Consider the following 12,210-nt stretch of genomic DNA (forward strand, 5'->3'; position numbering starts at 1 on the left):
CCTCAGCCGAAGCAGCCCGGACCCAGCAGCGCCTTGAGGTCACCCATCAGCGCCGAGGACTGGGTGACCTTCAGCTTGTCGTCGAGGCGCAGCATCGTGCTGCGTGAGCCGTTGACCAGCGACAGGTGCACCTCGGAGGTGCCCGGGTGGTTGGTGAGCACCTCCTTGAGCTTCGACACCCGCTGCGGGGTGACCAGCTCGGTGCGCATGCTCACCTTCACCGGCGCGCCCGCGCCGCCCGCGGCCTGGGAGAGGTCCGGGACCGCGAGGTCGTTGACGATCAGCGACAGCCGGTCGTCGCGCTTGTTGACCCGTGCCTTCACCAGCACGATGGCGTCCTCGGCGACGTCGACGCCGACCACCTGGTAGCACCGCGGGAAGAACAGCACCTCGATGCCGCCGGCGAGGTCCTCCAGCTGCGCCGACGCCCACGGCTCGCCGTTCTTGTTCACCCGCCGGTTCACGCCGGTGAGGATGCCGCCGATGGTGACCTGGTGGCCGTCGGGCACGTTGCCCTCGAGGATCGTGGAGATCGACATGTCCGACTTGGACAGCAGCGCCTGCTCCACGCCGTGCAGCGGATGCCCGGACACGTACAGGCCCAGCATCTCCCGCTCGACGGCGAGCTCGTGCTTGGTGTCCCACTCGTCCTCGGGCACCTTCACGTCGAACACGGAGTCGAGCTCGGAGGGGGCCGAGCCGTCCATCGACCCGAACAGGTCGAACTGCCCCATCGACGCCGCGCGTTTCGTGCTCATCACCGCGTCGATGGCGTCGGCGTGCACGAGCAGCAGGCCCTTGCGGGGGTGGCCGAGCGAGTCGAACGCGCCCGCCTTGATCAGCGACTCGATGACCTTCTTGTTGCAGACGACGGCGTCGACCTTGCGCAGGAAGTCGGAGAAGTCGGTGTACGCGCCCTTCTCCCGGCGGGCGGCGACGATGGCGTCGACGACGTTGACACCGACGTTGCGGATGCCGCCCAGCCCGAACCGGATGTCGTCGCCGACCGGGGCGAAGTTGCGCACCGAGTCGTTGACGTCGGGCGGCAGCACCGTGATGCCCATGCGCCGGCACTCGGCCAGGTAGACGGCGGCCTTGTCCTTGTCGTCGCGCACGGACGTGAGGACGGCCGCCATGTACTCGGCCGGGTAGTTGGACTTGAGGTAGGCCGTCCAGTACGAGACCAGGCCGTAGGCCGCCGAGTGGGCGCGGTTGAACGCGTAGTCGGAGAACGGCAGCAGGATGTCCCACAGCGTCTTGACCGCGGCGGCCGAGTAGCCGTGGTCCTTCATGCCCTGGGCGAAACCCTCGTACTCCTTGTCGAGGATCTCCTTCTTCTTCTTGCCCATGGCGCGGCGCAGCAGGTCGGCCTTGCCGAGCGTGTAGCCCGCGAGCTTCTGGGCGATCGCCATGACCTGTTCCTGGTAGACGATCAGGCCGTAGGTCTCGCCGAGGATGTCCTTGAGCGGCTCCGCCAGCTCCGGGTGGATGGGCGTGACCTCTTGGCGCCCGTTCTTGCGGTCGGCGTAGTCGTTGTGGGCGTTGGCGCCCATCGGACCCGGCCGGTACAGCGCGCCGACCGCGGAGATGTCGTCGAACTCGGTGGGTGCCATGCGGCGCAGCAGGTCGCGCATCGGCCCGCCGTCCAGCTGGAACACGCCGAGCGTGTCGCCGCGGCCGAGCAGCTCGTAGGTCTTCGGGTCGTCGAGCGGGACGGACTCGATCTCGAGCTTCGGCTTGCCGTTGAGCTCGATGTTCTCCAGCGCGTCGTCGATGATCGTGAGGTTGCGCAGGCCGAGGAAGTCCATCTTCAGCAGCCCGAGCGTCTCGCAGGCGCCCATGTCGAACTGCGTGATGATGGCGCCGTCGGCCTCGCGGCGCTGGATCGGGATGACGTCGATCAGCGGCTTGCTCGACATGATCACGCCGGCGGCGTGCACGCCCCATTGCCGCTTGAGGCCCTCCAGCCCCCGGGCGGTGTCGATGATCTCCTTGACCTGCGGGTCGACCTCGTACAGCGCCCGGACCTCGGTGGCCTCGGAGTACCGCTTGTGCGACGGGTCGAACACGCCCGAGAGCGGGATGTCCTTGCCCATGACGGCGGGCGGCATGGCCTTGGAGATCCGGTCGGCCACCGCGTAGCCGGGCTGGCCGTAGAGCACGCGCGCCGAGTCCTTGATCGCGGCCTTCGCCTTGATCGTGGAGTAGGTGATGATCTGCGCGATGCGGTCCTCACCGTACTTCTCGGTGGTGTAGCGGATCATCTCGCCGCGCCTGCGCTCGTCGAAGTCCATGTCGATGTCGGGCATCGAGATGCGCTCGGGGTTGAGGAACCGCTCGAAGATCAGCTTGTGCTCGATCGGGTCGAGGTCGGTGATCCCGAGGACGTAGGCCACCAGCGAGCCCGCGGCCGAACCGCGACCGGGGCCGCACCGGATGCCGACGGACTTGGCGTGCTGGATGAGGTCGGCCGTGACGAGGAAGTAGCCGGGGAACCCCATCTGGATGATGACGCCGACCTCGTACTCGGCCTGCTTGCGGTACCGCTCGGTGATCCCCTTCGGGAACCGCATGTGCAGGCCGCGCTCGACCTCCTTGACGAGCCAGCTCTCCTCCGTCTCCCCCTCGGGGACGGGGGCGCGCGGCATGAGGTCCTGGCCCTCGACGAAGCCGACGTCCACCCGCTCGGCGACGAGGAGCGTGTTGTCGCAGGCCTCCGGGAACTGCGGGTCCCACTGGGCCCGCATCTCGGCGGCCGACTTGAGGTAGAAGTCCTGCGCGTCGAACTTGAACCGACCCGGGTCGGCGAGGGTCTTACCGGTCTGCACGCAGAGCAGCACCTCGTGCGGCTTGGCGTCCTCGGCGTAGGTGTAGTGCAGGTCGTTGGTGGCCAGGCCCGGCAGGTCCAGCAGCTTCTTGAGCCGGAAGAGGTCGTCCTGCACCCTCTTCTCGATCTCGATGCCGTGGTCCATCAGCTCGCAGAAGAAGTTGTCCTTGCCGAAGATGTCGCGGTAGTCGCTCGCGGCCTGGCAGGCGTCGTCGAAGCGGTCCTGCTGCAGCAGCCGCTGCACCTCACCGGACGGGCAGCCGGTGGTGGCGATGATCCCCTTGCCGTAGGTCTCCAGCAGCTCGCGGTCCATGCGGGGCTTGTAGTAGTAGCCCTCCAGCGACGCCAGCGACGAGAGCCGGAAGAGGTTGTGCAGCCCCTCCTGGTTCTCGGCCAGCAGCGTCATGTGGGTGTACATCTCACCCGGGTTGTCGTCGCTGACCTGTTGCCCGCCGAGCGTGGCGCGCTTGCGCTCGTGGCGGCTGCCCGGCGCGAGGTAGCCCTCCATACCGATGATCGGCTTGACGCCGTGCGCCTTCGCCTTGCGCCAGAACTCGTAGGCACCGAACACGTTGCCGTGGTCGGTCATGGCCAGCGCCGGCATCTCCATCCGGGACGCTTCCTTGAACAGGTCGTCGAGCCGCGCCGCCCCGTCGAGCATGGAGAACTCGGTGTGGGTGTGCAGGTGGACGAAGCTGTCGGTGCTGCCGGCCGCCATGGGTGGGGAGCTCCCTCCTGGCACCGCCGGGGCGGCGCGCGATCACGCAGAACCTGCCTACGTCGCCAGCCCTGAAGAGCCGTCGGCCGACGAGGACGCTGGGGACGGCTCAGATTAGCTCCGGCCCCCGACAGTTCCGCGAACCCGGTCCGGGCCTGCGCCGAACCCCCTGCTCATCCCGCCGACCGGCGTGTCGGAGGCGCCAGGCGCCTCCTCCGGCCGACGCGTAGCGCGAGCCGAGACCGGGTGCGTGACCGACCGTGTGGCGGTGGATTCTCCTGTGGGCGCGCCGTTCCCGGCTCGCGACCACCGCCTCTCGCCCCGCGCCCGGGGTCTTCGTCGCGGTCACCCCGTTCCGCCCGAACCTCCCCGTCAGCGGGACGGCCGGGTTGGTGGAACCACCGAACATCGTGGTCGGCTGGGCGACCACGTCACCCAGTAGTTGTGCCACCCCAGCCACCCCGGCCACGGAAGCAGGACGCGGCACCGGACCGAACTCGGGGGGCGTGGGCGGCGGGCGCGGACCGGCCGCCGCGCGGCCCGGGTCCCGTTCAAGAACCCCTCCGACACGGACTTGGCAACCGCGCCCACGCAGGGCATGTCCCATTTCCGCCGATCAAGAGCCTGGAACGACCTCGGACCGGGCCGATGATCACAGGCAATGGGTGGAACGGGCGCGACCACAAGGACCCTGGGGCGCGACGGCTCGCCACATGATCAAAGCCGCCGAACGTACGTGGTCGACGCAGCTCTAGACTCCCCGTGATGGCTGCCCAACCCTCCCCCTACGCCGAACGGGTCGCGCGCGTCCCGGTCCGCGAGGACGAGATCGCGGTGCGGGGCGGGCGTACGCGGCTGTGGGTGTACGGGCCCGAGGACGCCGCGCACCGGGTGGTGTTCCTGCACGGCCTGCGCGGCGACCACCACGGCCTCGAGCCGATCCTCGCCCACCTGGACGGGGTGCGGGTGCTCGTGCCGGACCTGCCGGCGTTCGGGGCCTCCCCGCCGCTGCCGGGCGACCGGCACGACGTCGCCGGCTACGCCGCCTGGGCCCGCGACCTGCTGATCGCGGTCGCCCCGAGCGGGGACGCCGTGCTGGCCGGGCACTCGTTCGGCTCGATCGTCGCCGCGGCCGCGCTGGCGGGCGACGCCGCACCCGCGGTGCGCGGCCTGGTCCTGGTGAACCCGATCGCCGCGTCGGCGCTCACCGGGCCGCGCCGCGTCATGACCGGGCTGACCGTCCTGCACCACCGCGTCGCCGCCGCCCTGCCGGAGCGCGCGGGCACGTGGCTGCTGCGCCACCCGCTGGTCACGCGCATCGCGAGCGTCGCCATGGCCACCACGCGGGATGCGGAGCTGCGCCGCTGGATCCACGCCGAGCACGACCGCTACTTCTCCACGTTCGCCGACCGGCGCACGCTGCTGGAGGCGTTCCACGCGTCGGTGCGCCACGACGTCGGAGAGTCGGCCGCCGCGATCGGGGTGCCGACGCTGCTGGTGGCGGCCGAGCGCGACGACATCGCCCCGCTTCCCGCCCAGCAGGCGCTGGCCGGGCGGTTCGCCGACGCCCGCCTCGCCGTGGTGCCGACCACCGGGCACCTGGCCCACTACGAGGCGCCGGCCGCCGTCGCCCGCGAGGTCGACGCCTTCCTCGCGGCCCTGCGGTGAAGGTCCTGTTCGACTGCCGGTACGTCCGCACCGGGCACCACGACGGCATCAGCCGCTACACCGTCGGGCTCGTCGGCGAGCTCGCACGGCTGCACCCCGGCGTCGAGCTGCTCGTGAGCGACGAGCGCCAGCTGGCCGCGCTGCCCGACCTGCCGTGGCACCGGGTGAGCGCCCCCACGAGCATCCGCGAGCCGCTGGTGGCGCGGCAGGTGCGCCGGATCGGCGCCGACGTGGTGTTCTCCCCGATGCAGACGATGGGCAGCTGGGGCCGCGACTACGCCCTGGTCCTGACGCTGCACGACCTCATCTACTACCGCAACCGCACCCCGCCCCCGGAGTTCGCGCTCCCGATCCGGCTGCTGTGGCGGCTCTACCACCTGGCGTGGTGGCCGCAGCGCGTGCTGCTGAACCGGGCCGACGCCGTCGTCACGGTCTCGGAGACGACCGCCGGGCTCATCGCGGCGCACCGCCTCACCCGCCGCCCCGTCACGGTCGTGCCGAACGCCCCCGAGCCGGCGCCGGACCTGCCCCGCCTCCCACGCACCGGGGCGCTGGTCTACATGGGCTCGTTCATGCCCTACAAGAACGTGGCGACGCTGGCGAGCGCGATGCCGTCGCTGCCCGACCACGAGCTGCACCTGATGAGCCGCGTCCCACCGGAGGAGCGGGCCCGGCTCCCCGCGCTCGCCCCCGGCGGGCGGATCGTCTTCCACGACGGCGCGAGCGACGAGACCTACCGCGACGTGCTGCGCGGCGCCACCGCCCTCGTCTCCGCCTCCCGCGACGAGGGGTTCGGCATCCCCCTGGTCGAGGCGATGGCGCTCGGCACGCCGCTGGTCGTCAGCGACATCCCGGTGTTCCGCGAGGTCGGCGGCGACGCCGCGGCCTACGTCGAGCCCGACGACGTCGGCGGGTTCGCCCGCGCCGTCCGCGAGCTGGACGACCCGGAGGTCTGGGACCGGCGCTCGGCAGCGGCGAGGACCCGCGCGCAGCACTACACCTGGGAGGCCTCGGCGAGGATCCTGCTGGCCCTGCTGGAGCGAGTGACGCCCGCTCGCCCCTGATTTGCAGCAAAGCCACTTCCACGCAACTACGTGGCATGGAAGTGGCTTTGCTGCACGGGACGGGGTCAGGCCGCCCGGGCCGTCACCTGCTCGCGGCCCAGGACCTGGTCGTAGATGCCCTCGAACCGGTCCAGGGTGGCGTCGATCGCGTGCGCGGCGACGATGTCGCGGCTGGCCGCGCCCATCCGCCGCCGCGTGTCCGCGTCGCCCAGCAGGGCCGCCAGCCGGGTGGTCAGCTCCGGCACGTCGCCCGGTGTGTAGAGCCAGCCGTTGCGGCCCGGGCGCACCAGGTGCGGCAGCGCCATCGCGTCGGCGGCCACCACCGGGAGCCCGGCGGCCATCGCCTCGAGCGTGACGAGGCTCTGCAGCTCGGCGACGCCGGGCATGCAGAACAGGTCCGCGCCGGCGTACGCCTCGAGCAGCTCCTGCTCGGAGACGAACCCGCGGAAGCGCACCCGGTGGGCGACGCCGAGCGCGTCGGCGAGCGCCGTCCACTCCTCGCGCCGGGCGCCGTCGCCGACGATCTCCAGCCGGCCGGGCAGCCCGTCCGGCAGCGCGGCGAACGCCCTGACCAGCTCGTCGACCCGCTTCTCCTGGTCGAGGCGGCCGACGAACAGCACCGTGGGCTCGGGCCCCGGGGAGTGCGGCACGCTGCGGTAGCGGTCGGCGTCGATGCCGCACGACACCGGGAACGCGTCCACCAGCCCCGCGTGCCGGACGAGCAGCTCGACCGCACGGGGCGTCGGCGCGGTGACCACCGCGGCCTTACCGAAGACGCGGCCGAGGTCGCGCCACGCCCACGTGTTGAACACGCGCTGCAGCGGCTTCGGGATCGGGCTGTAGCCGATGAGGTTCTCCGGCATCAGGTGGTTGGTGGCGACGAGCGGCCGCCCGGACCGGTGCGCCGCCCGGACGACGCCACGCCCGACGACCATGTGCGCGTTCGTGTGCACGACGTCCGGGTCGATCTCGTCCATCAGCGCGGTGACGGCCGGGAACGCCTCCCACGGCATGCAGACCTGGAAGCCGTCGTGCTGGTAGTAGCGGTGCGAGCGCACGCCGTGCACGACGACGCCGTCGCGGACCTCGCGGACCGCGGGCCCGGTGGGGGACGGGGCGACGACGTGGATCTCGTGCCCCCGTCCGGCGAGCCCGGTGGCGAGGCGCTCGGCGAAGCGCGCCGCGCCGTTGACGTCGGGTGGGTAGGTCTCCGCGCCGATCAGGATCCGAAGCGGCTTCACGGGATCTGGTCCTCTCGAGTGGGTGCCGGCGCTGGGGCTCACCGGCGGTGCACGGGATCGGCCGGTCGCGGCGCCGCGGCCGGCTGTGGGGTCTGCGGGGCCGGCAGCGGGCCGGCCGCGGCTCCGGGGCCGTTGCGGGCGGCACGGGCGGCCGCCGCGTCGGGGTGGTGGCGGGCGAGCGCGACCACGCCCGCCGTCGCCGTGATCGCCGCGCCCGCGAGCAGCAGCCACGTCTCGGCGGGGGTGGCGACGCCCTCACCGAGCAGCACCGCGCCGAGCAGCACGGCCACGATCGGGTCGACGACCGTCAGGCAGGCGATGACCACCTCCGGCGGACCGGAGGCGAACGCCTGCTGCACGAGCCAGCCGCCGACGAGCACGGCGGTGGCGATGCCCGCCACGGCGGCGAGCACGGGCAGCTCCAGCGGGCCGACGTCGCCGGCGACCACCGACTGCGACACCGCCCGGACGAGGGCGGAGACGAGGCCGAACGCCACGGCGCCCGCCATCGCGCAGGCCACGCAGCGGACCCAGCCGGAGCGGGCGAAGCCCACGCCGGCGAGCACGAGCACGACGCCCGCGACGACGAGGCTCGCCACCAGGGTGGCCTGGTCGGGCGGGGGCGAGCTCACGGCGGTGCCTGCCGTGGCGCCGACGAAGACCGCGACGCCCGCCACGCTCAGCAGCACCCCGACGAGCACGCCCGGCGCGGGCCTGCGGTCGGTGCGGACGGCCGTGAGCAGGACCGCGATCGGGACCGCCAGCACGCCCAGCGGCTGCACGACCGACAGCGGCGCCAGCACGAGCGCCGTGGCGTGCAGCACGGACCCGCCCGCGGCGAGCGCGAGACCGGCGAGCCAGCCCGGCCTGCGGGTGATCGCCCGCAGGCCGCTCATCGACACCGCCTTGCCCGGACGGTCGTCGGTGGCGGGCCGCGACTCGGCGTTCACCGCACCGTGCTGGAGCACCGCGGCCCCGGCGAAGCAACCGGCGCCGAGCACCGCGAGGACGATCGCGAGGACGGTCGCGAAGCCGCCGCCTTCCAATGCGCTGATCATGCCGCGCCCCGCAGCTGCCCGGGCACCGGTACCGGCCCGGTGCAGTCGACACGGTCGACCGCGAGCCGGGTCGCCCGGGCCGTCATCACGAGTACCACCATCACCGCCGCACAGAGAACACGCTGGACCCCGCCGATGAGTGGAAATACCGGTGAACCGGCGATAACGATCGGGACATGGTTCAGCACGAAGAACGTGCTGATCACGCCCGCGACCCCGGCACCCCGGGACAGGGCGGGTGCGGCGGGCGCCCACACCGGGACCGACCGGGCGCGGCGCGCCACCAGCCACGAGGCCAGAGGCAGGACCGCGAACACCCAGCCCCCTGCGGCCCGGTGCACGGTGGACACCAGCCCCGGCGTGGTGCCCGCCGGATGCGTCGGGAACACGGCCACGAGCACCAGCGCCACGGCGGCGGAGACGAACAGCGCGGCCGGCACGCGCGGGGCGGGCAACCCGGCCCGGCGCAGGCCGGCGGCGATCGCGAGGCAGGCCACGGCGAGACCGAGCGCGGCCGCCCCGAGCAGGGCGTAGCCGCCGGGGAGGAAGACGTAGTCGCTGATCACGTCGGTCATCGGGTCGATCGACCCGCTGCCGGACAGGTGCAGCAGACCCAGCGGCAGGAGCGCGGCCGTCACGCATGCGATGACGATCGCCTCACCCGCCCACGTGCCCCCCGCAGGTTCTCCTGCGGACCCCCCGGTCGGCGTCATGGGAACACCGTGCCAGCACCGCACTGAGACGGACATCAGGATCTCCACCGAGTCCGACCGGGGGAAATCCCCCAGTACCCGATGGGGGGCACCGGTGCCGCACCGCTCACGAGGGGGCCACCACCCCGTCGTCGGGCGGCGGGTCGGCCCGCCGGACCTGCTCGGGGAGCAGCGGGGCCAGTGCCAGCTCGCGGGCGGTGACCCCCGCCGGGGCGGCGTGCACGGCGCGCACCGCCTGCGCGACGGCCACCGCGTCGAGCCCGGCCCGGTCGGCCCGGACGACGAGGGCGAGCACGCACGGTGCGGCCGGGTCGGCGAGCGCCCGCGCCTCCACGGCGGCGACGTCGGCGGGCCGGCCGGACAGCCGCTGCGCGGCGGCCTCGGCCTCCCGGCGGGCGTGCTCGCGCGCGGTGGCCAGCGCGGCCGGGGCCGGCGCGCCCGTCTCGAGGGGCTCGAACCGCAGCGCCGTCTGGACGCGGGGCACGGGCACCCGCAGGACCGCGGTGACCGGCGTGGCCGCGCCGACGGCGGCCATCGCGTCCGGGACCGGCAGCGCGGCCTCGAACTGCACCAGCGCGAGCGCCACCGTGCCCGGCGCGGGCAGCTCTGCGGGCAGCCGGGCGAGGTAGGCGCTCACCTCCTCCCCCGGCTCGGGGCCGAGGAACACCGAGCCCGGTGCCGGAGCCGGCGCGCTCTGCGGGACGCGGGAGCCCGCGTACCAGGCGGTGAGCAGCACGACGACCGCGCAGGCGAGCAGCACACCCGCTCGAACTCGCCCGGTCACGTCCACCCCCTGCGGCCTCTCGTCGCCCCCCTGCTCGCGCGGGCGCGACGGCGCGCCCGGTCCCCTAGTGTCGGCGGTCGCGCCGACGGCGGTGGCAGCGGGTCCGGACCCGGCGCTCCGACGGGCTTCGTGATCGGTGCGAGACGTACGTGAGCGACCCCGCAACCGCACTCCTGTACGTCTCGCGGGCCGGCGCGCTGCATGGTCGCCAGGAGTGGTGTCACGGCGTCAGATCTGTCGCTCTCACACCACTTGCGCGATCATGCATGATCGGATCGACCTCAGCGCCTGTTCCCCCGCGCCTGGACGACCGTCAGGTCTACCTGTCCATGGACACGTTCCGGTGGGCGCGCCGTACCCGGCTCGCTCCCTCTGCCTCCCGCCCCGGCTCAGGGTCTGCGGCCCGATCACCCACCTCGGCCCGACCTCGCGCGTCGGCGAGGTGGCCGCAGGGCGGGTCGGGCACGGGCCCGGAGCGATCGCGCGGAAGGCCGCGACGGGATGGGGCAGCTCGCCTCGAGCCGGGAACGGCGCGCCCGCGCGCCTCGAGGCACGGAGATCGAGTTCTCCTAGTCGCGCAGCAGCTCGAGCGCGCGCTCCAGGTCTGCCGGGTACGGGCTGGTGTACTCCACCCAGCGGCCGTCGCCCGGGTGCTCGAAGCCGAGCCTGCGGGCGTGCAGCCACTGGCGCGCCAGGCCGAGCCGCTTGGCGAGCACCGGGTCGGCGCCGTAGGTGATGTCGCCGACGCACGGGTGGCGCAGCGCGGCGAGGTGCACGCGGATCTGGTGGGTGCGCCCGGTCTCCAGCCGCACGTCCAGCAGCGAGGCGGCGCGGAACGCCTCGATCGTGTCGTAGTGCGTGACGCTCGGCCTGCCGCCCGCGACGACCGCGAACTTGTAGTCGTGGCGCGGGTGCCGGTCGATCGGGGCGTCGATCGTGCCGCTGGACGGGTCGGGGTGGCCCTGCGCCACCGCGTGGTAGCGCTTGTCGACCGTGCGCTCCTTGAACGCGCGCTTCAGCGCGGTGTAGGCGTGCTCCGCGGCGGCGACGACCATGACACCGGTGGTGCCGACGTCGAGCCGGTGCACGATGCCCTGCCGCTCGGCCGCACCCGAGGTGGAGACGCGGTAGCCGAGCGCGGCGAGCCCGCCGATGACGGTCGGCCCGGTCCAGCCCGGGCTGGGGTGCGCGGCCACCCCGACGGGCTTGTCGACCACCACGATGTCGTCGTCGGCGTGCAGCACCGTGAGCCCGGCGACCACCTCCTGCGGGCCGGTGATCGGGGCGGCACGCTCGGGCTCGGGCAGGTCCACCTCCAGCCACGACCCCGCGGTCAGCCGGTCGGACTTGCCGGCCGCGCGCCCGTCGAGGGCCACGCGACCGTCCTCGGCGAGGGCGGCCACGGCGGTGCGCGAGAGGCCCAGCAGCCGCGACAGGCCGGCGTCGAGGCGCATGCCGTCGAGGCCGTCGGGCACCGGCAGCTGTCGGGTGTCACCCACCGGCGGGCCCGCCCCGCTCGTCGGAGCGGCCCTCGACGCGGTCCGGCGCGTCCGGGGCATCGGGCACCGGCCTGCTCTCGCCACGGGCCGGGGCGCGCGTGCCGTCGAGCTCCCGCCCGAGCAGGGCGAGCAGCACGAGCAGCGCGCCACCGCAGACGATCGCGGAGTCGGCGAGGTTGAACACCGGGAACACGCGACCGTCCGGCGCGAACACCGAGACGACGTCGACGACGTGGCCGCGCATCGGGCCCGGCGAGCGGAAGAACCGGTCGACCAGGTTCCCCAGCGCCCCGCCGAGCACCATCCCCAGCGCCACGGCCCAGCCGGTGGAGCGCAGCCGCCGGGCCACCCGGATGATCACGACGACGACGGCGCACGCCACGAGCGTGAGCACCCACGTGTAGCCGGTGGCGAACGAGAACGCCGCCCCGGGGTTGCGCACGAGCTGCAGGTAGACCAGGCCACCGAGGAGCTCCACGGGGGCGCGGTCCTCCAGCTGCGCGACCGCGACCACCTTCGTGACGATGTCGGCGGCGAGCAGGGTCACGGCGATCAGGGACAGCAGCATGACCTTGGGTCCGGTCGCGCGGTCCGGCGCCACGCCGGACCCGGACCGCTGACTCGGGTGCTCGCTCACG

The 12,210-nt window shown here is 73.4% G+C and carries 9 protein-coding genes; 2 read left to right on the forward strand and 7 right to left on the reverse strand.

Annotated features, from left to right (window positions below; genetic code table 11):
* Window positions 1-2: 2 nt before the first annotated feature.
* Window positions 3-3,545: a DNA polymerase III subunit alpha gene (dnaE, locus tag FB558_RS03985; RefSeq protein WP_142048193.1), complete on the reverse strand. Its 3,543-nt coding sequence runs from the start codon at window positions 3,543-3,545 to the stop codon at window positions 3-5.
* A 765-nt stretch (window positions 3,546-4,310) separates the two neighbouring features.
* On the opposite strand from dnaE, the gene FB558_RS03990 reads away from it, so the two are divergent.
* A complete protein-coding gene (locus tag FB558_RS03990; protein WP_142048195.1) occupies window positions 4,311-5,213 on the forward strand; it encodes an alpha/beta fold hydrolase in 903 nt (300 codons plus the stop codon).
* On the forward strand, window positions 5,210-6,277 hold the full coding sequence (locus FB558_RS03995; protein ID WP_142048197.1) for a glycosyltransferase family 4 protein: 1,068 nt from the start codon (window positions 5,210-5,212) through the stop codon (window positions 6,275-6,277). Before FB558_RS03990 ends, FB558_RS03995 begins: the two co-directional genes overlap by 4 nt.
* 65 nt (window positions 6,278-6,342) lie before the next feature.
* Here FB558_RS03995 and FB558_RS04000 read toward each other — a convergent pair whose 3' ends face one another.
* The 6 genes from FB558_RS04000 to lspA all read right to left on the reverse strand — a co-directional run bounded on the left by FB558_RS04000 (window position 6,343) and on the right by lspA (window position 12,209).
* The gene (locus tag FB558_RS04000; protein WP_142048199.1) at window positions 6,343-7,518 is read right to left on the reverse strand and encodes a glycosyltransferase; all 1,176 of its coding nucleotides are present in this window, start codon (window positions 7,516-7,518) and stop codon (window positions 6,343-6,345) included.
* A gap of 38 nt (window positions 7,519-7,556) precedes the next feature.
* Complete coding sequence (locus tag FB558_RS04005; protein WP_142048201.1) at window positions 7,557-8,576, reverse strand: DMT family protein; 1,020 nt, start codon at window positions 8,574-8,576, stop codon at window positions 7,557-7,559.
* Entirely contained in the window at window positions 8,573-9,214 is a 642-nt protein-coding gene (locus FB558_RS04010; protein ID WP_170231173.1) for a DUF998 domain-containing protein, read from the reverse strand. Before FB558_RS04010 ends, FB558_RS04005 begins: the two co-directional genes overlap by 4 nt.
* Window positions 9,215-9,395: 181 nt before the next feature.
* Window positions 9,396-10,073, reverse strand: coding sequence for a hypothetical protein (locus FB558_RS04015; protein ID WP_142048204.1), 678 nt, complete (start codon window positions 10,071-10,073; stop codon window positions 9,396-9,398).
* 569 nt (window positions 10,074-10,642) lie between these two features.
* Window positions 10,643-11,527, reverse strand: a complete 885-nt coding sequence (locus FB558_RS04020; protein ID WP_246106480.1) for an RluA family pseudouridine synthase — start codon at window positions 11,525-11,527, stop codon at window positions 10,643-10,645.
* 37 nt (window positions 11,528-11,564) lie between these two features.
* On the reverse strand, window positions 11,565-12,209 hold the full coding sequence (gene lspA / locus FB558_RS04025) for a signal peptidase II (protein WP_142048208.1): 645 nt from the start codon (window positions 12,207-12,209) through the stop codon (window positions 11,565-11,567).
* Window position 12,210: the final 1 nt, after the last annotated feature.

Source organism: Pseudonocardia kunmingensis, assembly GCF_006716445.1.
GTDB classification, from domain to species: domain Bacteria; phylum Actinomycetota; class Actinomycetes; order Mycobacteriales; family Pseudonocardiaceae; genus Pseudonocardia; species Pseudonocardia kunmingensis.